This is a genomic window from Cytobacillus sp. GQ23, assembly GCF_059758675.1.
In genome coordinates, this window is record NZ_JCAXER010000027.1 from 12,317 (window position 1) to 35,631 (window position 23,315).

General features: G+C 42.9%; 38 protein-coding genes and 1 pseudogene. All 39 read right to left on the minus strand.

Going from position 1 to position 23,315, the window contains the following annotated elements; all coding sequences use genetic code 11:
- Position 1 precedes the first annotated feature (1 nt).
- The 39 genes and pseudogenes from AC6CHU_RS20155 to AC6CHU_RS20345 all read right to left on the minus strand — a co-directional run bounded on the left by AC6CHU_RS20155 (position 2) and on the right by AC6CHU_RS20345 (position 23,244).
- Positions 2-799: an energy-coupling factor transporter transmembrane component T family protein gene (locus AC6CHU_RS20155; protein WP_498122662.1), complete on the minus strand. Its 798-nt coding sequence runs from the start codon at positions 797-799 to the stop codon at positions 2-4.
- Positions 796-1,665 (minus strand): energy-coupling factor ABC transporter ATP-binding protein, encoded by an 870-nt coding sequence (locus AC6CHU_RS20160; RefSeq protein ID WP_498122663.1) that lies wholly within the window; start codon positions 1,663-1,665, stop codon positions 796-798. The genes AC6CHU_RS20155 and AC6CHU_RS20160 overlap by 4 nt, the downstream gene beginning before the upstream one ends.
- Positions 1,641-2,480, minus strand: coding sequence for an energy-coupling factor ABC transporter ATP-binding protein (locus AC6CHU_RS20165; protein ID WP_159869731.1), 840 nt, complete (start codon positions 2,478-2,480; stop codon positions 1,641-1,643). The genes AC6CHU_RS20160 and AC6CHU_RS20165 overlap by 25 nt, the downstream gene beginning before the upstream one ends.
- 585 nt (positions 2,481-3,065) lie before the next feature.
- Positions 3,066-3,428: a 50S ribosomal protein L17 gene (gene rplQ / locus AC6CHU_RS20170; RefSeq protein ID WP_009336608.1), complete on the minus strand. Its 363-nt coding sequence runs from the start codon at positions 3,426-3,428 to the stop codon at positions 3,066-3,068.
- 70 nt (positions 3,429-3,498) lie between these two features.
- Positions 3,499-4,443 carry a DNA-directed RNA polymerase subunit alpha gene (locus AC6CHU_RS20175; protein ID WP_159869776.1) on the minus strand — a complete coding sequence of 315 codons (945 nt, stop codon included), beginning with the start codon at positions 4,441-4,443 and terminating at the stop codon, positions 3,499-3,501.
- Positions 4,444-4,615: 172 nt separating this feature from the next.
- A complete protein-coding gene (gene rpsK / locus AC6CHU_RS20180; protein ID WP_048011510.1) occupies positions 4,616-5,005 on the minus strand; it encodes a 30S ribosomal protein S11 in 390 nt (129 codons plus the stop codon).
- 22 nt (positions 5,006-5,027) lie between these two features.
- Positions 5,028-5,393, minus strand: coding sequence for a 30S ribosomal protein S13 (gene rpsM / locus AC6CHU_RS20185; RefSeq protein WP_009336605.1), 366 nt, complete (start codon positions 5,391-5,393; stop codon positions 5,028-5,030).
- A 23-nt stretch (positions 5,394-5,416) separates the two neighbouring features.
- A complete protein-coding gene (gene rpmJ, locus AC6CHU_RS20190; RefSeq protein ID WP_000868344.1) occupies positions 5,417-5,530 on the minus strand; it encodes a 50S ribosomal protein L36 in 114 nt (37 codons plus the stop codon).
- 35 nt (positions 5,531-5,565) lie between these two features.
- Entirely contained in the window at positions 5,566-5,784 is a 219-nt protein-coding gene (infA, locus tag AC6CHU_RS20195) for a translation initiation factor IF-1 (RefSeq protein WP_009336604.1), read from the minus strand.
- A pseudogene (locus AC6CHU_RS20200) lies at positions 5,741-6,099 on the minus strand (KOW domain-containing RNA-binding protein). The gene infA and the pseudogene AC6CHU_RS20200 overlap by 44 nt, the downstream one beginning before the upstream one ends.
- Before the next feature lie 16 nt (positions 6,100-6,115).
- A complete protein-coding gene (gene map / locus AC6CHU_RS20205; protein WP_159869725.1) occupies positions 6,116-6,862 on the minus strand; it encodes a type I methionyl aminopeptidase in 747 nt (248 codons plus the stop codon).
- Positions 6,859-7,509 (minus strand): adenylate kinase, encoded by a 651-nt coding sequence (locus AC6CHU_RS20210; RefSeq protein ID WP_061793802.1) that lies wholly within the window; start codon positions 7,507-7,509, stop codon positions 6,859-6,861. Before AC6CHU_RS20210 ends, map begins: the two co-directional genes overlap by 4 nt.
- 58 nt (positions 7,510-7,567) lie before the next feature.
- Positions 7,568-8,863, minus strand: a complete 1,296-nt coding sequence (secY, locus tag AC6CHU_RS20215) for a preprotein translocase subunit SecY (protein WP_159869722.1) — start codon at positions 8,861-8,863, stop codon at positions 7,568-7,570.
- A complete protein-coding gene (gene rplO, locus AC6CHU_RS20220) occupies positions 8,863-9,303 on the minus strand; it encodes a 50S ribosomal protein L15 (RefSeq protein WP_061793800.1) in 441 nt (146 codons plus the stop codon). Before rplO ends, secY begins: the two co-directional genes overlap by 1 nt.
- Positions 9,304-9,335: 32 nt before the next feature.
- Positions 9,336-9,518, minus strand: a complete 183-nt coding sequence (rpmD, locus tag AC6CHU_RS20225) for a 50S ribosomal protein L30 (RefSeq protein ID WP_009336598.1) — start codon at positions 9,516-9,518, stop codon at positions 9,336-9,338.
- 13 nt (positions 9,519-9,531) lie between these two features.
- Positions 9,532-10,032 (minus strand): 30S ribosomal protein S5, encoded by a 501-nt coding sequence (gene rpsE, locus AC6CHU_RS20230; protein WP_009336597.1) that lies wholly within the window; start codon positions 10,030-10,032, stop codon positions 9,532-9,534.
- 24 nt (positions 10,033-10,056) lie between these two features.
- Entirely contained in the window at positions 10,057-10,419 is a 363-nt protein-coding gene (rplR, locus tag AC6CHU_RS20235; RefSeq protein ID WP_159869719.1) for a 50S ribosomal protein L18, read from the minus strand.
- A 32-nt stretch (positions 10,420-10,451) separates the two neighbouring features.
- Positions 10,452-10,988, minus strand: coding sequence for a 50S ribosomal protein L6 (rplF, locus tag AC6CHU_RS20240; protein WP_159869717.1), 537 nt, complete (start codon positions 10,986-10,988; stop codon positions 10,452-10,454).
- A gap of 31 nt (positions 10,989-11,019) precedes the next feature.
- Complete coding sequence (gene rpsH / locus AC6CHU_RS20245) at positions 11,020-11,418, minus strand: 30S ribosomal protein S8 (protein WP_061793797.1); 399 nt, start codon at positions 11,416-11,418, stop codon at positions 11,020-11,022.
- 29 nt (positions 11,419-11,447) lie between these two features.
- Entirely contained in the window at positions 11,448-11,633 is a 186-nt protein-coding gene (rpsN, locus tag AC6CHU_RS20250) for a 30S ribosomal protein S14 (RefSeq protein ID WP_009336593.1), read from the minus strand.
- A 25-nt stretch (positions 11,634-11,658) separates the two neighbouring features.
- On the minus strand, positions 11,659-12,198 hold the full coding sequence (gene rplE, locus AC6CHU_RS20255; protein WP_159869714.1) for a 50S ribosomal protein L5: 540 nt from the start codon (positions 12,196-12,198) through the stop codon (positions 11,659-11,661).
- A 26-nt stretch (positions 12,199-12,224) separates the two neighbouring features.
- Entirely contained in the window at positions 12,225-12,536 is a 312-nt protein-coding gene (gene rplX / locus AC6CHU_RS20260) for a 50S ribosomal protein L24 (protein ID WP_035332291.1), read from the minus strand.
- Between the two features lie 37 nt (positions 12,537-12,573).
- The gene (rplN, locus tag AC6CHU_RS20265) at positions 12,574-12,942 is read right to left on the minus strand and encodes a 50S ribosomal protein L14 (protein ID WP_009336590.1); all 369 of its coding nucleotides are present in this window, start codon (positions 12,940-12,942) and stop codon (positions 12,574-12,576) included.
- Positions 12,943-12,983: 41 nt separating this feature from the next.
- On the minus strand, positions 12,984-13,247 hold the full coding sequence (gene rpsQ, locus AC6CHU_RS20270; RefSeq protein WP_009336589.1) for a 30S ribosomal protein S17: 264 nt from the start codon (positions 13,245-13,247) through the stop codon (positions 12,984-12,986).
- A 21-nt stretch (positions 13,248-13,268) separates the two neighbouring features.
- Positions 13,269-13,469 carry a 50S ribosomal protein L29 gene (gene rpmC, locus AC6CHU_RS20275; protein WP_009336588.1) on the minus strand — a complete coding sequence of 67 codons (201 nt, stop codon included), beginning with the start codon at positions 13,467-13,469 and terminating at the stop codon, positions 13,269-13,271.
- Positions 13,459-13,893, minus strand: a complete 435-nt coding sequence (rplP, locus tag AC6CHU_RS20280) for a 50S ribosomal protein L16 (protein ID WP_009336587.1) — start codon at positions 13,891-13,893, stop codon at positions 13,459-13,461. Before rplP ends, rpmC begins: the two co-directional genes overlap by 11 nt.
- Position 13,894: 1 nt before the next feature.
- The gene (gene rpsC, locus AC6CHU_RS20285; RefSeq protein ID WP_009336585.1) at positions 13,895-14,551 is read right to left on the minus strand and encodes a 30S ribosomal protein S3; all 657 of its coding nucleotides are present in this window, start codon (positions 14,549-14,551) and stop codon (positions 13,895-13,897) included.
- Between the two features lie 3 nt (positions 14,552-14,554).
- Positions 14,555-14,896, minus strand: a complete 342-nt coding sequence (gene rplV, locus AC6CHU_RS20290) for a 50S ribosomal protein L22 (RefSeq protein ID WP_009336582.1) — start codon at positions 14,894-14,896, stop codon at positions 14,555-14,557.
- Between the two features lie 18 nt (positions 14,897-14,914).
- Positions 14,915-15,193 carry a 30S ribosomal protein S19 gene (gene rpsS, locus AC6CHU_RS20295; protein ID WP_159869711.1) on the minus strand — a complete coding sequence of 93 codons (279 nt, stop codon included), beginning with the start codon at positions 15,191-15,193 and terminating at the stop codon, positions 14,915-14,917.
- A 60-nt stretch (positions 15,194-15,253) separates the two neighbouring features.
- Positions 15,254-16,084: a 50S ribosomal protein L2 gene (gene rplB / locus AC6CHU_RS20300; protein ID WP_159869708.1), complete on the minus strand. Its 831-nt coding sequence runs from the start codon at positions 16,082-16,084 to the stop codon at positions 15,254-15,256.
- 30 nt (positions 16,085-16,114) lie between these two features.
- Complete coding sequence (rplW, locus tag AC6CHU_RS20305) at positions 16,115-16,399, minus strand: 50S ribosomal protein L23 (protein WP_061793795.1); 285 nt, start codon at positions 16,397-16,399, stop codon at positions 16,115-16,117.
- Complete coding sequence (gene rplD / locus AC6CHU_RS20310) at positions 16,399-17,022, minus strand: 50S ribosomal protein L4 (protein ID WP_035332298.1); 624 nt, start codon at positions 17,020-17,022, stop codon at positions 16,399-16,401. The genes rplW and rplD overlap by 1 nt, the downstream gene beginning before the upstream one ends.
- 28 nt (positions 17,023-17,050) lie before the next feature.
- Positions 17,051-17,677 (minus strand): 50S ribosomal protein L3, encoded by a 627-nt coding sequence (gene rplC, locus AC6CHU_RS20315; RefSeq protein WP_061793793.1) that lies wholly within the window; start codon positions 17,675-17,677, stop codon positions 17,051-17,053.
- Positions 17,678-17,717: 40 nt separating this feature from the next.
- Positions 17,718-18,026 carry a 30S ribosomal protein S10 gene (gene rpsJ / locus AC6CHU_RS20320; protein WP_009336571.1) on the minus strand — a complete coding sequence of 103 codons (309 nt, stop codon included), beginning with the start codon at positions 18,024-18,026 and terminating at the stop codon, positions 17,718-17,720.
- Between the two features lie 493 nt (positions 18,027-18,519).
- On the minus strand, positions 18,520-19,707 hold the full coding sequence (gene tuf, locus AC6CHU_RS20325) for an elongation factor Tu (RefSeq protein WP_159869705.1): 1,188 nt from the start codon (positions 19,705-19,707) through the stop codon (positions 18,520-18,522).
- A 119-nt stretch (positions 19,708-19,826) separates the two neighbouring features.
- Positions 19,827-21,905 (minus strand): elongation factor G, encoded by a 2,079-nt coding sequence (gene fusA, locus AC6CHU_RS20330; RefSeq protein ID WP_159869702.1) that lies wholly within the window; start codon positions 21,903-21,905, stop codon positions 19,827-19,829.
- Positions 21,906-21,956: 51 nt separating this feature from the next.
- The gene (gene rpsG, locus AC6CHU_RS20335) at positions 21,957-22,427 is read right to left on the minus strand and encodes a 30S ribosomal protein S7 (RefSeq protein ID WP_009336565.1); all 471 of its coding nucleotides are present in this window, start codon (positions 22,425-22,427) and stop codon (positions 21,957-21,959) included.
- Positions 22,428-22,469: 42 nt separating this feature from the next.
- Positions 22,470-22,892, minus strand: coding sequence for a 30S ribosomal protein S12 (gene rpsL, locus AC6CHU_RS20340; protein ID WP_009336562.1), 423 nt, complete (start codon positions 22,890-22,892; stop codon positions 22,470-22,472).
- 103 nt (positions 22,893-22,995) lie between these two features.
- On the minus strand, positions 22,996-23,244 hold the full coding sequence (locus AC6CHU_RS20345) for a 50S ribosomal protein L7ae-like protein (protein WP_159869699.1): 249 nt from the start codon (positions 23,242-23,244) through the stop codon (positions 22,996-22,998).
- Between the last annotated feature and the right edge of the window lie 71 nt (positions 23,245-23,315).

Consider the following 23,315-nt stretch of genomic DNA (forward strand, 5'->3'; position numbering starts at 1 on the left):
TTTATGATCTCAGCAGGATTAACACCAGGGTGAGAGCTGCAAGCATGGCGAGCATCGATGTATCCTTCAGACCCCAGTTAAGCTGCCTGTATTTCGTTCTGCCTTCCCCGCCTCTATAGCCCCGTGATTCCATCGCCACAGCAAGCTCTTCTGCCCGTTTGAACGAACTGACAAACAAAGGAATTAAAAGAGGAATAATGGCTTTAACACGGTCTTTAATCGGACCGCTTGTAAAATCGGCCCCTCTGGCTGTCTGGGCCTTCATAATTTTATCGGTTTCCTGCATGAGTGTCGGAATGAAGCGGAGAGAAATCGACATCATCAAAGCCAGTTCATGCACCGGAAACTTGAATTTATTTAATGGATTGAGCAGACTTTCCAGACCATCCGTAATTTCAATAGGAGTCGTGGTCAAAGTCAGAATAGAAGTCATCAGAATGAGCAGAAAAAAACGCAGAGAGATGAAAATCCCCTGTCTCAGACCTTCTTCATAGATCGTAATCCATCCAAACTGGAAGAGAACATCCCCCTCTTTTGTCAAAAACAAATGAAGAAATAAAGTAAAAATAACAAGCAGCAGGACCGGCTTTAATCCTGTATAGATAAACCGGATCGGCACTTTAGATAAAGCAATCATAAAAAAGGTATAAATCGTCAGCAATCCATATGTCAGCAAATTATTTGCCAGAAAGACAATGCACACGAATAAGAAAATAAGGACAAGCTTTGAACGAGGGTCCATCCTATGGATGACAGACTCAGCCGGAACATAGCGCCCAAAAATCATTTTGTCCATCATGCATCTGTCCCCCTCTTCATCACAGCAGCAATCTCATCCGTCAGCTCATCCATAGTCAGGCACGTCTTAGAAAGACGGATGTTAAGCGATTTTTCCATTTTCAGCTGAAAGCGGACAACCTCCGGAACATCGAGTCCAAGCTTAAGCAAGCCTTCCGGAGAAGAAAAAATTTCTTTGGGTGTCCCTTTTTTGTACACTTCACCGTTATGCATGATGACAATCTGATCAGCATAGCGAGAAGCATCCTCCATGCTATGTGTCACAAGTACTGTCGAAAGTCCCCTTGTCTCATGCAGGCTGTAGAACATATCCATGATTTCCTTCCGGCCACGTGGATCAAGTCCCGCAGTAGGCTCGTCCAGGACAATGACATCAGGCTCCATTGCCAGCACTCCTGCTATGGCTACACGTCGCATTTGACCGCCTGACAGGTCAAATGGGGACTTGCTTAAAATTTCTTCCGGCAGGCCCACCTGGGCTAGAGCTGCTCTGGCTCTTTTTTTGGCTTCCTCTTCTGACACTCCAAAGTTGATCGGTCCAAAGCAAATATCTTTCTCAACTGTTTCCTCAAACAGCTGATGTTCAGGAAATTGAAATACGATGCCGACCCTTTGGCGGATTTCCTTCAGGTTCTTTTGTTTCTTTTCCGGTGTGATCGACCGCTCCCCGATCACTACCTGGCCATCTGTCGGCTTAAGCAGGGCATTTAAATGCTGAAGGACGGTCGATTTGCCTGAACCGGTATGACCAATGATCGCGAGAAATGTGCCTGATGGAATATCGATGGAGACATCCTTTATGGCGAGACGTTCAAATGGCGTATTAACCTGATAACGGTATTCTACATTTTGGAGTGAGATGTCCATAATTCTTCCACCAACTCTTCTTCAGATAAATAATGCCTGGATAACGGCAGCCCTTTTTCTCTTAATTCCTTGCTCAGCTTCACAGGGAAAGGAATATCCAGGCCCAGCTTTACAAGCTCCTCATCCATTTGAAAAATTTCCTCTGGCGTGCCTTCCCGATATAACTTGCCTTTATTCATGACTATGATGCGATCAGCCTTTGCCGCCTCCTCCAGATCATGAGTGATGGAGATGACCGTCATATGATAATCCCGCTTGAGCTCTCTGACGGTCTCCAACACCTCTTCACGCCCTCTTGGGTCCAGCATAGAGGTTGACTCGTCGAGAATAATAATATCCGGCCTTAAGGCGATAACGCCGGCTATGGCTACCCTTTGCTTCTGGCCGCCGGAAAGATGGTGCGGCTCTTGATTAAGAAATGATGTCATTTTGACCTTTTCCAATGATTGGGCAACACGCTGAACCATGTCATGTCTTTCAATTCCATGGTTTTCTAAACCAAAAGCCACATCATCCCTTACAGTCGTTCCAACAAACTGGTTATCCGGATTTTGAAAAACCATACCAATCTTCTTTCTCGTTTCCCAAACCGTATCTTCGCTCAATGAAATGCCGCCTACTCTAATGCTGCCTTGCAGAGGAAAGTGCAGGCCATTAAGCAATTTAGCAAGTGTTGATTTTCCGGAACCATTATGCCCAACTATTGCAAGCCATTCCCCTTTAAAGATATTAAAAGAGATATTGTCCAGCGCATATGAAGCTTCTGCATCATATTTAAACGAAACATTTTTCAATTCTACCAGCGGCTCGTTCAAGTGAAGTCCTCCTCTCAGCTCTGCTTCTCTATTTCAGCTCTGCTCTTATAATGAAAAAACCCGCCATTTTTGGCGAGCTTTAAATAGTTCGATAATAGGTTATGTTACCGGATAGCAAGCGTTGAATGATACCATTCTCCCACACTTGTAATAATACACAAGAAAATCTGGATTTCTGCTATCTAAGCTTATTGGATGCCTATTATGCCTCCCTATTAAAAGCTCATACTGACGCAGTATGGTCGTTGGTTCTTGCTATTGTATAAATATGTTCAGAGACCCCGGTTTTCTTCTGGTTATGAACATACTAAATTTAAAAAAGCCTGCACCTCTTTCCGTCAGGCAGGAAACTGCCGGGCGCATTTCTTATTTCCGGAAGAGGTGCATGAGCTAGACGAGTCATATACCAGGCAATGGGGAATCTATTGCTCATCCATTCCTGTTTACTTGCTGTACATGCTCATCGTAACGCTCGTTATTGGCCTGATTTCGGCGCTCCATACAAATTAAGGAAACAGCCGCTTTTATAGAAAAAGGGCAAAGAACAAGTTCATTGAAACCGTCCCGCGCCCTTTCCTAAAAAAATTATACTAACTCGATGATTACCATTGGCGCACCGTCTCCACGACGAGGTCCAAGTTTCATAATACGAGTGTATCCGCCTTGACGCTCTTCATAACGAGTTGCGATGTCGCTGAATAATTTTTGAACAGCATCCTGGTCAGTTTCAGCGTTAGCTACCTCGTTGCGAACAAATGCAGCTGCTTGACGGCGTGCATGCAAGTCGCCGCGCTTTCCAAGAGTGATCATTTTCTCAACAACTGAACGAAGTTCTTTCGCACGAGCTTCAGTTGTTTCGATGCGCTCATTGATGATTAGATCTGTTGCTAAGTCACGCAGCATAGCTTTACGTTGTGAGCTAGTGCGTCCTAACTTTCTGTATCCCATGAAAGTTTCCCTCCTTTGTTGAAGTCATTCGATCTGCTGAAAGCAAACATATAGATTATCAATTAATTAATCAATCGTCTTTGCGTAAGCCCAGTCCAAGATCTTCTAATTTATGTTTTACTTCCTCAAGTGACTTTCTGCCAAGGTTGCGGACCTTCATCATATCCTCTTCAGTCTTATTAGCTAATTCCTGAACAGTATTGATGCCAGCGCGCTTTAAGCAGTTGTAAGAACGTACAGACAAGTCAAGTTCTTCAATTGTCATCTCAAGTACTTTCTCTTTTTGGTCTTCTTCTTTTTCAACCATGATTTCTGCATTTTGAGCTTCATCCGTTAAACCGACAAAGATATTCAAATGCTCAGTTAAGATCTTCGCTCCAAGTGCAACCGCATCTTGAGGACCTGTACTGCCGTCAGTCCAAACATCGAATGTTAACTTATCATAGTTAGTCATTTGACCCACACGTGTATTCTCTACCTGGTAGGAAATACGGGCTACTGGAGTGTAGATAGAATCGATCGGAATCACACCAATTGGCTGATCTTCTCTCTTGTTTTGGTCAGCTGGTGTATAGCCTCGTCCGCGTTTTGCAGTTAAACGCATGCGCAGATGGGCATTCGAACCAAGAGTAGCAATATGAAGATCCGGATTTAGGATTTCAACATCGCTGTCATGTGTTACGTCAGCTGCCTTCACTACACCTTCACCCTGAACATCGATTTCCAATGTTTTTTCTTCATCAGAGTAGATTTTAAGTGCTAGTTTTTTAATGTTTAAAATGATAGATGTTACATCTTCTACGACGCCTTCAATTGTTGAGAACTCATGAAGTACCCCATCAATTTGGATCGATGTGACAGCGGCACCTGGGAGTGAGGATAAAAGGATACGACGTAAGGAGTTACCCAAAGTTGTACCATATCCACGCTCAAGTGGCTCGACGACGAACTTGCCGTACTTGGCATCATCGCTGATCTCAACCGTTTCGATTTTTGGTTTTTCTATTTCGATCATCAAAATATACCCTCCTTCAAAACGTCGAAACCCCGGCTAGCAATCTCTAACCGAAATTCCCCCATGTATACGTTCCCGTTTTGTGCACAACAACTGGAATAATTGTTCTGTATAACTAAAAATTAGTATCATATCCCATTATAGACAAGGATACAAATTCTATACAGAAAAATTATACACGGCGGCGTTTTGGTGGACGACATCCGTTATGAGGAACTGGAGTTACGTCTCTGATAGCAGTAACTTCTAGACCAGCAGCTTGAAGAGCACGGATAGCAGCTTCACGTCCTGCACCAGGTCCTTTAACAGTTACTTCAAGGGATTTCATACCGTGTTCCTGGGAAGTTTTAGCTGCAGTTTCAGCTGCCATTTGTGCTGCGAATGGAGTAGATTTACGAGAACCTCTAAATCCAAGAGCTCCAGCACTTGACCATGAAATAGCATTTCCATGAACATCAGTGATAGTTACGATTGTGTTGTTGAAAGTAGAACGGATATGTGCAATACCCTGTTCAATATTCTTTTTCACACGACGCTTACGTGTATTAGTTTTACGAGCCATTTAAAGTTACCTCCTTTACCGATTATTTCTTCTTGTTCGCTACAGTCTTACGAGGACCTTTGCGTGTACGAGCGTTGTTTTTTGTGTTTTGTCCGCGAACCGGTAAACCACGGCGATGACGTAGACCGCGATAGCTTCCGATCTCCATTAGACGTTTGATGTTTAGAGAAACCTCACGGCGAAGGTCACCTTCAACTTTCAATTTGTCGATGATGTCACGGATTTTGTTAAGTTCGTCTTCTGTAAGATCACGAACACGAGTGTCTTCAGAAACACCAGCTTCAGCCAAAACTTTCTGAGCTGTAGATTTACCAATACCAAAGATATAAGTTAATGAGATTACTACACGTTTTTCACGTGGAACATCTACACCAGCAATACGTGCCATTGTATAAGCGCACCTCCTTCAAATTAACCTTGTTTTTGTTTATGTTTAGGGTTTTCACAGATAACCATTACTTTTCCACGTCTGCGGATAACTTTACACTTTTCGCAGATTGGTTTAACTGATGGTCTTACTTTCATTATCCTAACCTCCTTAATAGTACGGAGTGCAATGATTATTTAAAACGATATGTGATTCTACCGCGTGTTAAATCATATGGAGACAGCTCAACTGTTACTTTATCTCCAGGTAAAATACGGATGAAGTGCATGCGGATCTTACCGGATACATGAGCTAGCACTGTATGACCATTTTCTAATTCTACCTTAAACATTGCATTTGGCAAAGTATCAACAACTGTGCCTTCTATTTCGATTACATCGTCTTTCGCCATTGAACTTTATTCTCCCTTCTTCATGTCATATACGAATTCATTTACATACTTTGCAAGCGCAAAGCGCAACTTTCCGTTTGTTACACGGCCGGTCTCCTCGAGACTGGTCTGAACTTCTGGAGAGATATAATTAAACAATTGCAGATGCTGAACGTTCTTTTTCTTCGGGCGGTCGAATTTCTTCTTGCCGCCGTCAGCAAGTATAACATATCTTTCATCCAACAACCTTATAATTATAGCATATTGACCAGCATCTCGCCCACTTTTGATCAAAACAATTTGACCAGGCTGCGGATTCGTATCAGAACCAACCAATGGAATCACCTGCACCTTAGGCTTTTGTCAGTATTTCATAACCGGATTCAGTGATCGCTATAGTATGCTCAAAATGCGCACACCTTTTACCGTCAACTGTGACAACTGTCCAGTTATCGGCTAAGGTTTTAACATAACGACTTCCTGCATTCACCATAGGTTCAATTGCAAGTACCATTCCCGGCTTTAAGCGCGGCCCTCTGTTAGGCGGTCCATAATGAGGAATTTGAGGATCCTCATGTAAGTCTTGCCCTACTCCGTGGCCGACATACTCGCGTACAATGGAAAAGCCATTAGATTCCGCATACGTTTGGATAGCATGGGAGATGTTCGACAAGCGCTCACCCGGTTTAGCTTCTTCAAGGCCCTTATATAATGATTCTTCTGTCACATCCATCAGACGCTCGGCTTCCTCATCAATTTGGCCAACAGCATATGTCCAGGCTGAGTCACCATGATAACCGTTATATTTAGCACCGATATCAATGCTGATTATATCACCGTCATTTAAAACTCGATCACCAGGAATGCCATGAACAAGTTCATCGTTAACTGAAGCACAGATGCTGCCGCGGAAACCATTATACCCTTTGAACGATGGGATTGCATCGTATTTACGGATAAACCGGTCAGCAATATCATCCAGTTCGCGGGTTGTGATTCCGGGTGCAATATGTTTTTTCAGTTCCTGATGTGTAAGTGCTACGATTCTGCCGGCCTCACGCATTATTTCAAGCTCACGCGGGGTTTTGCAAATGATCATTGTAAACCCCCGAGCAATGCATCAAGATCAGAAAATACTTTATTAATATCCTGCTGACCGTCAATATTGCGCAGATAACCTTTCGTTTCGTAGAAATCAAGCAACGGTTTTGTTTGTTTAATATTAACGTCAAGTCGATTCTGGACAGTCGCTTCATTATCATCAGCACGCTGATAAAGCTCACCGCCGCAGCGATCGCACACTCCGTCTTTCGCTGGCGGATTGAATACTAGATGATAAGTAGCTCCGCAGTCTTTACAGATGCGGCGTCCTGTAAGACGCTCCATTAGGATACTCTGATCGACATCAATATTAATAACATAATCAATTTTCTTGTCTAAATCAGAAAGGATGTTTTCAAGGGCATCTGCTTGGGCAACCGTTCTTGGGAAGCCATCCAGCAAAAAGCCTTTTTCGCAATCATCCTTGCTTAATCGTTCACGCACAATGCCGATTGTTACCTCATCAGGAACAAGCTCGCCTTTATCCATGAATGATTTTGCTTTAAGGCCTAGGTCCGTTTCGTCTTTAATAGCCGCACGGAACATATCTCCGGTAGAGATATGAGGGATGCCGTATTTTTGGACGATCTTCTCGGCTTGTGTACCTTTACCGGCACCAGGGAGCCCCATTAAAACTAAATTCACGTCAATTTCCCCCTAGTCTCTAAATGGTATAAGGGAACATGCGTCCCCTACAACCAAATTATTTAATGAAACCTTTATAATGACGCTTAACCAGCTGTGCTTCAAGCTGCTTCATCGTTTCCAGTGCAACACCGACTACGATCAGCAGGCTTGTGCCTCCAATTTGCGCAGATTCAGGCAATCCAGCGATATTGATGAAGAAAACCGGCAGGATTGAAATCACTGTCAAGAAGAGAGCTCCAACCAAGGTTAAACGGTATAAGACGCGAGTCAGATATTCCTGCGTGTTATTTCCTGGACGGATGCCCGGGATATAACCGCCCTGCTTCTTCAGGTTTTCCGCAACTTGTTCGGGGTTCACCTGAATGAAAGCATAGAAATAAGTAAAAGCAATGATTAATGCACTATAGATGACCATTCCGATTGGAGACGTATAGTCAAATATTCTTTGAATCCATAGCGTCACATCATTCTGCTCAAAGAAACCGGCAATGGTTCTTGGCGTAATGATGAATGAAATCGCAAAGATTACTGGAATTACACCAGCTGCATTAACTTTTAACGGAAGATGAGTTGATTGTCCGCCAGCAGAATTATTTCCTGCTGTTACACGCTTAGCATATTGAATAGGAATTTTTCTTAATGCCTGTTGGATGAAGATCGTTCCTACAACAATAGCAATGACTGCAATTAATATAAGCACGACTGTCACGATGCGAAGGAATAGCTGCTCTCCAGCATTTTCAAACTGCTGAGCGTAAATCTGGTTAACCGTTGAAGGAATCCCAGCTACGATACCAGCAAAGATAAGGATGGAAATACCATTGCCAACACCTTTTGACGTAATCTGCTCACCAAGCCACATTAGAAATGCAGTTCCGGCAGTCAATACTACGGCAATCAATAGATAAGACGTGATTCCCGGATTCTCAATCAGCATTCCGCCTGCTAGGTTATTAAACCCATAAGACATACCGAGAGCCTGGATAAAACCAAGCACGATAGTAAAGTAACGGGTAAACTGAGCTAGCTTACGGCGTCCGACATCACCCTGCTTTGACCATTCCGTAAACTTAGGAACAACATCCATCTGCAGAAGCTGCACAATGATGGATGCCGTAATATACGGCATGATACCCATTGCAAGGATTGAGAAGTTCAGGAGCGCCCCGCCGCCGAATGTATTCAGAACACCGAATACATTTAGTTCATCCTGGGCTTTTAATAGCTCTGCATTTACGCCCGGTACAGGGATAAATGTACCGATGCGAAATACAATCAGCATTAAAAGGGTGAAAATAATCTTTCGTCTTATATCACCCACACGCATAAAATTGGAGATTGTCTGAAACATTAAATCACCTCAGTTTGACCGCCGGCAGCTTCAATAGCTTCCTTTGCAGCAGAGGAGAATTTATGAGCTTTTACTGTAAGCTTTTTCTCAACTTTGCCTTTTGCAAGAATCTTGATTCCTGCTTTTTCGTTGCTTACTACACCAGTTTCGATAAGAAGCTCAGGAGTTACTTCAGCTCCATCTTCGAAACGGTTTAAAGCATCAAGGTTCACAATCGCGTACTCTTTACGGTTGATGTTAGTGAAACCGCGTTTAGGCAAGCGTTGGAATAAAGGTGTTTGACCACCCTCGAATCCAGGACGGACACCGCCGCCAGAACGAGCGTTTTGACCTTTATGACCCTTACCAGCAGTTTTACCATTACCGGAACCGATACCACGGCCTTTGCGTTTGCGTTCCCCACGAGAACCTTCTGCAGGCTTTAATTCATGAAGTTTCATGTTGGCACCTCCTTATTTGTAGAAGAATAGATTTATTTTTCTTTTACCACAACAAGGTGAGCAACTTTGTTGATCATTCCGCGGATAGCAGGATTATCTTGATGCTCAACTGTTTGGTGCATTTTGCGTAAGCCAAGAGCCTTAACTGTTTCGCGCTGGTCTTGCGGGCGACCAATCACGCTGCGAGTGAGGGTTACTTCTAGTTTATTCGCCATTTGATATCCCTCCTTATCCTAACAGTTCTTCTACTGATTTACCACGTAATTTCGCTACGTCCTCAGCACGTTTTAATTGAGTTAAACCGTTCAAAGTGGCGCGAACCATGTTGATTGGTGTGTTAGTACCTAAAGATTTAGATAGGATATCACCAACACCAGCTAATTCTAGAACCGCACGAACTGGACCTCCGGCGATTACTCCAGTACCTTCAGAAGCAGGCTTAAGTAGGATTTCTCCAGCACCGAAGTGACCGATTACCTGGTGAGGAATTGTAGTTCCAACCATAGGTACTTCGACTAAGTTTTTCTTAGCATCTTCAATAGCTTTGCGGATCGCTTCAGGAACTTCCTGTGCTTTACCTGTACCAAAGCCAACGTGACCGTTTTTGTCACCTACTACTACAAGAGCAGAGAAACGAAAACGACGTCCACCTTTAACAACCTTTGCTACACGATTAACCGTAACTACGCGCTCTTCAAGTTCAAGTTTGTTTGGATCAATACGACGCATCTTTTTGTGTCCCTCCTTTGTCTATTAAAATTCTAAACCATTTTCACGTGCTGCATCAGCTAATGCCTGAACACGTCCATGATATAGATAGCCACCACGATCGAAAACGACAGCTTTTACGCCTTTTTCGATTGCGCGCTTTGCAACTAATTCTCCGACCTTAACTGCTGCATCAACGTTGCTTGTTGCATCAAGGTTCACTTCTTTATCTTGTGTAGAAGCACTTGCTACAGTAACTCCGTTTACATCATCAATAAGTTGAGCATAAATGTGCTTGTTTGAACGATACACATTTAAACGAGGACGAGCCGCAGTTCCAGAAAGTTTCGCACGCACACGAGCATGTCTTTTCTTACGAACCGCATTTTTATCAGCCTTCGTAATCATTTCGGTCACTCCTTTCGTTTACCTAAGCGGCATTACTTACCAGTTTTACCTTCTTTACGACGAACATATTCGCCTTCATAGCGGATACCTTTACCTTTGTAAGGCTCTGGAGGACGAACATCACGGATGTTGGCAGCCAATGCGCCAACGCGCTCTTTGTTAGTACCTTTAACAATGATCTTTGTGTTAGAAGGAACTTCAACTTCAATACCTTCTTCAGGTTCGATTTCAACAGGATGAGAGTAACCAACGTTTAAAACAAGCTTTTTGCCTTGTTTTTGAGCACGGTAACCGACACCGATAAGCTCTAGACCTCTTTCAAATCCTTTTGACACACCTTCAACCATGTTAGCTAGAAGTGCGCGAGTAGTTCCGTGCAATGCGCGGTGTTCTTTCGCATCAGATGGACGGGAAACGTTGATTACGTTGTCTTCCACCTTGATTTCGATATCCTGGTTGAATGAACGGGAAAGTTCACCTTTAGGACCCTTCACAGTAACAGTGTTATTGTCGTTAGTAACAGTAACACCAGTTGGAATTTCAATTGGTTTTTTACCTATACGAGACATTAAATTGCACCTCCATTCATGAAAAACTCTATTACCAAACGTATGCTAATACTTCTCCGCCGACTTGTTTAGCGCGGGCTTCTTTATCAGTGATAACGCCTTGAGAAGTAGAAACTAGTGCGATTCCAAGACCGTTAAGTACACGAGGTACTTCATCAGCCTTTGCGTATACACGAAGACCAGGCTTACTGATACGCTTTAGACCAGTGATAACGCGTTCGTTGTTTGCACCGTATTTTAGGAAAATGCGGATGATGCCTTGCTTGTTATCCTCGATAAGCTCAACATCACGTACAAAACCTTCACGCTTTAAGATCTCAGCAATTTCTTTCTTGATGTTAGAAGCAGGAACTTCTAATTTTTCGTGACGAACCATGTTCGCATTACGGATGCGAGTAAGCAAGTCTGCAATTGGATCTGTCATGACCATTGTTTTTACCTCCTTCCCATGCTTGGGTTTTACCAGCTAGCTTTTTTCACGCCAGGAATTTGTCCTTTATATGCTAATTCACGGAAACAAATACGACAAAGCTTAAATTTACGGTATACAGAATGTGGACGTCCGCAGCGTTCGCAGCGAGTGTACTCCTGTACCTTGTGTTTAGGCGTGCGTTTTTGCTTCGCAATCATTGACTTTTTAGCCACGTTTTCGCCTCCCTCTATTTAGCGATTACTTTTGGAATGGCATTCCAAATTGAGTTAAAAGTTCACGAGCTTCTTCATCAGTGTTAGCTGTAGTTACGATAACGATATCCATACCACGAACTTTGCTTACTTTATCGTAATCAATCTCAGGGAAGATCAACTGTTCTTTGACACCTAGAGTATAGTTACCACGGCCGTCAAATGACTTCTTAGAGATACCGCGGAAGTCACGTACACGTGGAAGAGATACAGATACTAACTTATCAAAGAACTCATACATGCGCTCTCCACGAAGAGTAACTTTCGCACCGATTGGCATACCTTCACGAAGACGGAAGCCAGCGATTGATTTCTTAGCACGAGTGATAACCGGCTTTTGACCAGTGATCAAAGTTAATTCCTCAACAGCTTTATCTAGTGCTTTTGCGTTTTGAACAGCGTCACCAACACCCATGTTGATAACGATTTTTTCAAGCTTAGGTACTTGCATAACTGATTTATAGCTAAACTTGCTCATTAGAGCAGGAGTAATTTCTTTTGAATGCTTTTCTTTTAGGCGGTTCATTCATTGTACCTCCCTTCTTCTTTAAACTATTTATCTAGAACTTCACCGGATTTTGTTGCAACACGTACTTTTTTGCCATCAACCGTTTTATAGCCTACACGAGTTGGTTCACCAGATTTAGGATCAACAGGCATAACGTTTGATACATGAACAGGTGCCTCTTGGCTGATGATTCCGCCTTGCGGGTTCATCTGAGAAGGCTTAGAGTGTTTCTTTACAATGTTAACTCCTTCAACAAGCACTCGGCTTTGTTTAGGGAACGCTGCAAGAATAACGCCCGTTTTGCCTTTATCCTTACCAGAGATGACCATTACTTTGTCACCTTTTTTCACATGCATCTGTGCGCACCTCCTTAAAGGCAATTTAATTTGATATTTATAGTACTTCTGGAGCTAAAGATACAATTTTCATGAAGTTGTTTTCACGTAGTTCACGGGCAACCGGTCCGAAGATACGAGTTCCGCGTGGTCCTTTGTCATCACGAATAATTACACATGCGTTTTCATCGAAACGAATGTAAGTACCGTCATTACGGCGTACACCGCTCTTAGTACGAACAACTACCGCTTTAACAACATCACCTTTTTTAACAACGCCACCTGGTGTTGCTTGTTTCACTGTACAAACGATAACATCACCGATGTTAGCAGTTTTGCGGCCAGAGCCACCAAGAACTTTGATTGTAAGTACCTCACGAGCACCAGAGTTGTCAGCAACTTTTAAACGTGATTCTTGTTGAATCATGTGTGTAACCTCCCTTCGGGATAAATCTCCCAACCGAACAATTAGATAATAACTGCTTTTTCAACTACTTCTACAAGACGGAAGCGTTTAGTCGCAGAAAGTGGACGAGTTTCCATAATACGAACGATATCGCCAGTTTTTGCTTGATTTTGCTCATCATGAGCCTTGAACTTTTTAGAGTACTTAACGCGTTTACCGTAAAGTGGATGCTTTTTGTAAGTTTCGACAAGAACCGTTACTGTCTTATCCATTTTGTCAGAAACGACGCGTCCAGTGTAAACTTTGCGTTGGTTGCGTTCACTCATTGTGCGAACCTCCTCTCAATATCACTTGCTAAAGCCGATTTCTCTTTCACGAATAACAGTTTTCATGCGGGCAATCGCTTTGCGTACTTCACGAATGCGAGCTGTATTTTCAAGTTGTCCAGTCGCCAATTGAAAGCGAAGGTTGAAAAGCTCTTCTTTTAATGATTTAACTTTTTGTTCAATTTCGGCAGTGGTAAGGTCACGAATTTCATTAGCTTTCATTTGATTCACCACCAATTTCTTCTCGTTTTACAAACTTGCACTTAACTGGAAGTTTGTGTGATGCAAGACGTAATGCTTCACGAGCGATCTCTTCAGATACACCAGCGATTTCGAACATTACTTTACCAGGCTTAACAACTGCTACCCATCCTTCAGGAGCACCTTTACCGGAACCCATGCGGACTTCTAGAGGCTTTGCAGTGTAAGGCTTGTGAGGGAAAATTTGAATCCAAACTTTACCGCCACGTTTCATGTAACGAGTCATTGCAATACGTGCAGATTCAATTTGACGGTTAGTGATCCAAGAAGCTTCTAGAGCTTGAAGGCCATATTCACCGAAGTTTACTTCAGTTCCGCCTTTTGATTGACCACGCATTTTTCCGCGGTGTACACGACGATATTTTACGCGCTTTGGCAATAACATATTATTTGCCTCCTTCCCCAGTTTTCTTCTTCGTAGGAAGGACCTCTCCACGATAGATCCATACTTTTACGCCCAATTTACCGTAAGTTGTATCAGCTTCAGCTGTAGCATAATCGATATCAGCACGAAGAGTATGAAGTGGAACTGTTCCTTCGCTGTATGATTCTGAACGAGCGATATCAGCACCGCCTAAACGACCAGATACCATTGTTTTGATACCTTTAGCGCCAGCGCGCATTGCACGTTGAATAGTTTGTTTTTGAGCACGACGGAATGATACGCGGTTTTCTAATTGACGAGCAATGTTTTCCGCAACCAATTTCGCATCGATATCAGCTCTTTTAATTTCAAGGATGTTGATGTGAACACGCTTGCCAGTTAATGAGTTAAGTGACTTGCGAAGTGCTTCAACCTCAGTACCACCTTTACCGATAACCATACCTGGTTTCGCAGTGTGGATAGTGATGTTCAGGCGATTAGCAGCACGTTCGATTTCTACTTTAGAAACAGAAGCATCGCTTAAGCGCTTTGTGATGTACTCACGAACCTTAAGGTCTTCGTGTAAAAGATCAGCATAGTCTTTGCCTGCGTACCATTTTGACTCCCAATCACGGATGACACCGACACGCAAACCGACTGGATTTACTTTTTGACCCACTGATTATCCCTCCTTCTTTTCTGATAAAACGATAGTAATATGGCTAGTGCGCTTGTTGATTTGGCTTGCACGGCCCATAGCGCGAGGACGGAAACGTTTTAAAGTTGGTCCTTCGTCTACGAATGCTTGAGCAACTACCAGGTTGTTAACGTCCATTTCGTAGTTGTGCTCAGCGTTAGCTAGTGCAGATTTTAAAACTTTCTCTACGATTGGAGAAGCAGCTTTAGGTGTTAGGTTTAAAATCGCTACTGCTTCGCCTACTTGCTTTCCTCGAATTAAATCTACGACTAAACGAGCTTTACGAGGAGCAATACGAACTGTTCTTGCAACAGCTTTAGCTTGCATTAGAATGCCCTCCTCTCATTAACGTCTTGTTTTCTTATCATCATTGCCATGGCCTTTGTACGCACGAGTTGGAGCAAATTCTCCAAGCTTGTGGCCTACCATGTCTTCAGTGATGTATACAGGCACATGTTTACGACCATCATAAACTGCGATTGTGTGTCCGATGAATTGTGGGAAGATCGTAGAACGGCGAGACCAAGTTTTAGTAACTTGCTTGCTATCTGTTTCATTAAGCTTTTCGATCTTTGTCATTAAATGTTCATCAACAAAAGGTCCTTTTTTTAAGCTGCGACCCATGATTGAACCTCCCTTCGTGATTGCTCTACGGTTCTTAATTGGAACCGTAGTACAATCCCGTTATTTTTTACGACGACGTACGATAAATTTATCTGATTTATTGTTCTTCTTGCGAGTCTTGTAACCAAGTGTTGGTTTGCCCCAAGGAGTCATTGGAGACTTACGTCCGATTGGCGCACGTCCTTCACCACCACCGTGAGGGTGATCGTTAGGGTTCATTACAGATCCACGTACAGTTGGGCGCTTGCCTAACCAGCGTGAACGACCTGCTTTACCAATGTTAATAAGCTCGTGCTGCTCGTTACCGACTTGACCTACAGTCGCACGGCACTCAGCAAGAATCATGCGAACTTCACCAGAGTTTAAACGAACTAATACGTACTTGCCTTCTTTGCCAAGAACTTGTGCAGAAGTACCAGCAGAACGTACTAATTGCCCGCCTTTACCAGGTTTTAATTCGATGTTGTGGATTACAGTACCCACTGGAATGTTAACTAGTGGAAGTGCATTACCCACTTTGATATCTGCTTCAGGACCAGACATTACTTCCATGCCTACCTGTAAGTTCTTAGGTGCAAGGATGTAGCGCTTTTCTCCATCTACATAGTTAATTAGTGCAATATTTGCAGAGCGGTTTGGATCATATTCGATTGTGGCAACGCGTCCTGGAATGCCATCTTTTGTACGTTTAAAATCGATGATACGATATTGACGTTTATGACCGCCGCCTTGATGACGAACTGTCAACTTACCTTGGTTGTTACGGCCGCCTTTTCTCTTTAAAGGAGCAAGTAAAGACTTTTCTGGTTGGTTAGTCGTGATTTCTGCGAAATCAGAAACCGTCATGCCGCGACGACCATTAGAGGTAGGTTTATACTTTTTAATCGCCATTTCGTTTCCCTCCTCTTCTAGTTATAGTTATTAAGCTTCAAAAAGCTCGATTTCTTGGCTTTCAGCTGTTAATTTAACGATCGCTTTACGGCGTTTGTTAGTGTAACCGCCGAATTTGCCCATACGCTTGAACTTGCCTTTGTAGTTCATGATGTTAACTTTCTCAACTTTAACGCCAAAGATTTCTTCAACAGCGTCTTTAACTTGAGTTTTGTTAGCTCGTACGTCAACTTCGAACGTATATTTTTTATCAGCCATAATATCAGTAGAACGTTCAGTGATTACGGGGCGCTTAATGATTTCGCGTGCATCCATTATGCAAGCACCTCCTCTACTTTTTCAACCGCTGCTTTCGTCATGATAAGCTTATCATGGTTTAAAACATCTAAAACAGTGATTCCAGAAGCAGATACAACTGTTACACCAGGAATATTACGAGCAGATAATGCTACGTTCTCATCTAGGTCAGCAGTTACGATAAGTGCTTTAGAATCAACAGAAAGACCAGTTAATACACCTTTAAAGTCTTTTGTTTTAGGCGCTTCGAAAGCAAGGCCTTCTAATACTAGGATGTTTTCTTCTAACACTTTAGAAGATAACGCAGATTTGATTGCCAGACGGCGAACCTTTTTAGGTAGTTTGTAGCTGTAGCTGCGTGGTACAGGACCAAATACAGTACCGCCTCCGCGCCATTGTGGTGAACGGATAGAACCTTGACGTGCACGGCCTGTGCCTTTTTGGCGCCATGGTTTACGTCCTCCGCCCGCTACTTCAGAACGAATTTTAGTTTTATGAGTCCCTTGACGTAATGAAGCTCTTTGCATTACTACTGCTTCGAATAGTACGTGCTGGTTGGGCTCGATACCAAAGATCGCATCATTAAGTTCGATATCACCAACTTTAGATCCGCTTTGGTTAAACAATGCTACTTTCGGCATTCTGTTTTCCTCCTTTCCGGTTTAATTATTATGCTTTTACCGCACTTTTGATTTTTACTAATGCTTTTCTTGCACCAGGTACATTACCTTTGATCAGAAGAAGGTTGCGTTCAACATCAACTTTTACGATTTCAAGGTTTTGTACAGTCACTTGCTCTCCGCCCATACGTCCAGGTAATAATTTACCTTTGAATACACGGTTTGGAGCTACAGGACCCATTGAACCAGGGCGACGATGGTAACGAGAACCGTGAGCCATAGGCCCGCGAGATTGTCCGTGGCGCTTGATGGCACCTTGGAAACCTTTTCCTTTTGAAATTCCTGTTACATCAACAGTATCGCCTTCTGCGAAAATATCAACTTTGACTTCTTGACCAACTTCATATTGTCCTAAATCAGCTCCGCGGAATTCGCGTACGAAGCGCTTAGGAGCAGTGTTTGCTTTAGCAACATGTCCTTTTTCAGGTTTGTTGGACAACTTTTCGCGCTTATCTTCGAATCCGATCTGGATTGCTTCATATCCATCAGTCTCAACTGATTTCTTTTGAAGAACAACGTTAGCAGCTGCCTCAACTACTGTTACCGGGATAAGATCACCGTTTTCAGCAAATACTTGAGTCATACCAATCTTTCTTCCTAAGATTCCTTTGGTCATTTCAGTCACACCTCCTAAGTTTCTTATGTTTATTTATTGATTAAAGTTTGATTTCGATATCTACACCTGACGGTAAGTCTAAACGCATTAGAGAATCAACCGTTTGTGGTGTTGGGTTAACGATGTCGATTAGACGTTTATGCGTACGCATTTCGAACTGCTCACGAGAGTCTTTATACTTGTGAACCGCACGAAGGATTGTGTAAATAGACTTTTCAGTTGGTAATGGAATCGGACCTGAAACAGCCGCACCAGAACGTTTTGCAGTCTCAACAATCTTTTCTGCTGATTGATCAAGAATTCTGTGATCATACGCTTTTAAACGAATACGAATTTTTTGTTTTGCCATTATTTTCCCTCCTTTTCGCCTATTTTAATATAGACATTCTCCGTGAAAATTTCCCACACACTCGCCATGGCAAAGCGGCCGGGTGTGTCAGCAACCTTTCACATCATCGCAGTCAAAGACCAACATTGTCTATTATACAGAAACAATAAATGAAATGCAACATATATATGTTATTTCTTTTTGTTCCGCACACTTTTACTATTATAACTGCTGTTCATGGAGTTTTCAATAGTATCGAAAGAAGTCTAACTATTTGCATTGTGGTGAGTTGAATAGAAAGAATTATAATCAATATATTATATAGAAGAAAAGCGGTTTTAATCGCCGAGGATTGATCTCTTAGCGGGAAGAACAGTTATGTCTGCAAGAATATAATTCTGATGCATTTTATATTACACCTTAATATAAATCAGCCCATCTTGTTATAACTGAAAGTAAAGCTGCATATAAAAAAACAGATGGGTTGTCACCCATCTGTTTTGATTAGTTGAAATTACTCTTGGATTGTAGCAACTACGCCAGCGCCAACAGTACGTCCACCCTCACGGATAGAGAACTTAGTACCTTCTTCGATAGCGATTGGAGCGATTAGTTCTACAGTCATTTCGATGTTATCTCCAGGCATAACCATTTCTACGCCTTCAGGAAGATTACAGATACCAGTTACATCAGTTGTACGGAAGTAGAACTGAGGACGGTAGTTAGTGAAGAATGGAGTATGACGTCCACCTTCTTCTTTTGAAAGAACGTATACTTCAGCTTTGAACTTAGTGTGTGGAGTGATTGAACCTGGCTTAGCAAGTACTTGTCCACGTTGGATTTCTTCACGTGATACACCACGAAGAAGGGCACCAATGTTATCTCCAGCTTCAGCATAATCAAGAAGCTTACGGAACATTTCAACACCAGTTACAGTAGTTGATTTTGGCTCTTCAGCAAGACCGATGATTTCGATTACGTCACCGACTTTAACTTGTCCACGCTCAACACGTCCTGTAGCAACAGTACCACGGCCAGTAATTGAGAATACATCCTCAACAGGCATCATGAATGGTCTGTCAGTGTCACGAGTTGGAGTTGGGATGTACTCGTCAACAGCTGCCATAAGTTCTTCAATTTTAGCTTCCCACTCAGCTTCTCCTTCAAGAGCTTTAAGTGCAGAACCTTTGATTACAGGAATGTCATCACCAGGGAATTCGTACTCAGAAAGAAGGTCACGAACTTCCATTTCTACTAATTCAAGTAGTTCTTCATCGTCAACCATGTCACACTTGTTCATGAATACAACAAGGTAAGGTACACCAACCTGACGAGAAAGAAGGATGTGCTCACGAGTTTGTGGCATTGGGCCGTCAGCAGCTGAAACAACTAGGATTCCGCCGTCCATTTGCGCAGCACCAGTGATCATGTTTTTAACATAGTCAGCGTGACCTGGGCAGTCAACGTGTGCATAGTGACGGTTGTCAGTTTCGTACTCAACGTGCGCAGTTGAGATTGTGATTCCACGCTCGCGCTCTTCTGGAGCCGCGTCGATTTGATCGTATCCGCGTGCTTCACCGCCGCCTTTTTTAGAAAGAACAGTTGTGATAGCTGCAGTTAAAGTAGTTTTACCATGGTCAACGTGTCCGATAGTACCGATGTTAACATGGGGTTTTGAACGGTCAAATTTAGCTTTTGCCATTTGAAAAATCCTCCTTCAGATTATAAAAGTTAAGTATTTTATGCTGTGGAGAGGTTTCCCTTCCCACAGCGCTTTTAGCCTACAATAGTAGTTATACTTTATTGAAAAGGTAAAATCAATTATTCACCTTTATTTTTTTTGATGATTTCTTCAGAAATTGATTTTGGTACTTCTTCATAGTGGTCGAAGTGCATTGAGAATGTACCGCGGCCCTGCGTGTTAGAACGCAATGAAGTTGCATAACCAAACATTTCTGATAGAGGAACCATCGCACGAACAACTTGCGCGTTACCGCGAGCTTCCATACCCTCAACGCGTCCACGGCGTGATGTAACATCACCCATGATGTCTCCCATGTATTCTTCAGGGATTACGACTTCAACCTTCATAACCGGCTCAAGAATTACAGGGTTACATTTTGACGCAGCGTTTTTAAGTGCCATTGATGCAGCAATCTTAAACGCCATTTCAGAGGAGTCAACATCATGGTAAGAACCGTCAAATAAACGTGCCTTGATGTCTACCATTGGGAATCCTGCAAGTACTCCTCTTTCTAACGAATCTTCTAGACCCGCCTGAACAGCTGGGATGTATTCACGAGGAACGACACCACCAACGATTCCGTTTTCGAATTCGAAGCCTTTACCTTCTTCGTTTGGACTGAATTCGATCCAAACGTGACCGAATTGTCCGCGTCCACCGGATTGACGTGCAAATTTACCTTCAACCTGAGCAGAACCACGGAAAGTTTCACGGTATGCAACCTGAGGTGCACCTACGTTAGCTTCCACTTTAAATTCACGTCTCATACGGTCAACAAGGATATCAAGGTGAAGCTCACCCATACCCGCGATGATAACCTGTCCAGTTTCCTGGTCAGTATGAGCGCGGAATGTAGGATCTTCCTCTTGAAGTTTTTGTAGAGCAGTTGTCATCTTATCTTGGTCAGCCTTTGACTTAGGCTCGATAGATAATGAGATAACCGGCTCTGGGAACTCCATAGATTCAAGAATAACTAGACTCTTTTCATCACATAGAGTGTCACCTGTAGTAGTGTCCTTTAGGCCTACTGCAGCTGCGATATCTCCAGCGTGTACAACTGAGATCTCTTCACGGGAATTCGCATGCATTTGCAGGATACGGCCTACACGCTCACGCTTTCCTTTAGTAGAGTTCTGTACATATGAACCAGAGTTCAATGTACCTGAATATACACGGAAGAATGTAAGTTTACCAACGTAAGGGTCGGTCATAACTTTGAACGCAAGAGCTGAGAATGGTGCATCATCGCTTGAAGGACGAGTAACCTCTTCTTCTGTATCCGGAGTTGTACCTTTGATAGCAGGTACATCAAGTGGAGATGGAAGGTAGTCGATTACTGCATCAAGCATTTTTTGAACACCTTTGTTTTTGAACGCAGAACCACAGATAACTGGGTAGAATTCAACGTTAACAGTACCTTTACGAATAGCAGCTTTTAGCTCTTCGTTAGTGATTTCCTCACCGCCAAGGTATTTCTCCATTAATTCTTCATCAAGTTCAGCTACCGCTTCAATTAGCTTCTCACGGTATTCTTCAGCTTGATCCTTGTATTCTTCTGGGATTTCACGGTCTTCGATATCAGTACCCAAATCGTTTCCGTAGAATGTAGCTTTCATTTCAATTAAATCGATGATGCCTTCGAATTGATCTTCAGCACCAATCGGTAATTGAATTGCAGCTGCATTCGCTTGAAGGCGATCATGAAGAGTCTTCAATGAGTACAAGAAGTCTGCACCGATTTTATCCATTTTGTTTACGAATACCACACGTGGTACTCCGTAAGTAGTAGCCTGACGCCAAACTGTTTCAGTTTGCGGCTCAACACCTGACTGTGCGTCAAGTACAGCTACCGCACCATCAAGAACACGAAGTGAACGTTCAACTTCAACTGTGAAGTCTACGTGTCCAGGAGTGTCAATGATGTTAACGCGGTGGCCTTTCCACTGTGCAGTTGTCGCAGCAGAAGTGATTGTGATTCCACGCTCCTGCTCCTGCTCCATCCAGTCCATCTGTGATGCACCCTCGTGCGTTTCACCGATTTTGTGGATACGGCCAGTGTAGTAAAGTACACGCTCAGTAGTTGTTGTTTTACCGGCATCGATGTGAGCCATGATACCGATATTGCGAGTATTTTCTAAGGAGAACTCTCTAGCCATTGGGTCTTTCTCCTTCCTAGTATGAGTGTTATTTTAGTTAAGCGGTATATCTTACCAGCGGTAGTGGGCAAACGCTTTGTTCGCTTCCGCCATTTTGTGTGTATCTTCACGCTTCTTAACAGATGCACCAGTGTTGTTAGCTGCATCAAGAATTTCGTTAGCTAAACGCTCTTCCATTGTCTTTTCACCGCGAAGACGCGCATAGTTTACTAACCAGCGAAGACCAAGAGTTGTACGACGGTCAGGGCGCACCTCAACTGGTACTTGGTAGTTTGCACCACCTACACGGCGTGCTCTAACTTCAAGTACAGGCATGATGTTTTTAAGCGCCTGATCGAAAACTTCCATTGGTTCTTTGCCAGTGCGTTCGCTGATGATATCGAACGCAGAGTAAAGAATTGCTTGAGATTTACCTCTCTTACCATCGATCATCATTTTGTTGATCAGACGGCTAACTAGCTTTGAGTTGTAAATCGGATCCGGCAATACGTCTCTTTTTGCTACAGGACCTTTACGTGGCATGGATTGTTCCTCCTTTCAAAGATGGTTGTTTATTTAGTAGAATTATTTTTTAGCTGCTTTTGGACGCTTAGCACCGTATTTAGAACGGCCTTGCATACGGTTGTTAACACCAGCAGTATCTAAAGCGCCGCGCACGATGTGGTAACGCACACCCGGTAAGTCTTTTACACGTCCTCCACGGATAAGAACAACACTGTGCTCTTGAAGGTTGTGCCCGATACCAGGGATGTAAGCATTAACCTCGATGCCATTTGTTAAACGAACACGAGCATATTTACGTAATGCAGAGTTCGGCTTCTTTGGAGTCATTGTACCAACACGAGTACATACACCACGCTTTTGAGGTGAAGCTACATTTGTTTGAGCTTTTTTGAAGCTGTTGTAGCCTTTGTTAAGAGCAGGTGAGTTTGACTTCTCAGACTTAGTTTGACGAGGCTTGCGCACTAATTGATTAATAGTAGGCATTTGATTTTTCCTCCCTTCGAATTTGTTTAAGCCCACACATCCAGGTGGTTCATTTTGATGCAAAAACAAAGTTCTTGCAGATACCAATCTACAAAAACAGTTTTTAAATAGATATGGCAACAGCTGCTGCCCCAACCTCGATTCCGCATGCTTTTCCGAGTTTTTTCATCGAATCGACATACACAATCGGAACGTTCAATTCATTCGCTGTACTAACCACTTTAGCTGTAATCCTAGGATCAGCATCACTGGCGACTACGATTTCATCAATGGTTCCCAGTTTGAGAGCTTTAACTGTTTGCTTTGTTCCTACAATAATACTTCTTGCCTGCAATACTTTATCATAAGACATTTACGACATCCTCCAAAGTATCCGGTGAATAGGAGCACCTTTGCTATAGTAACACCTTCATATTTCAATGT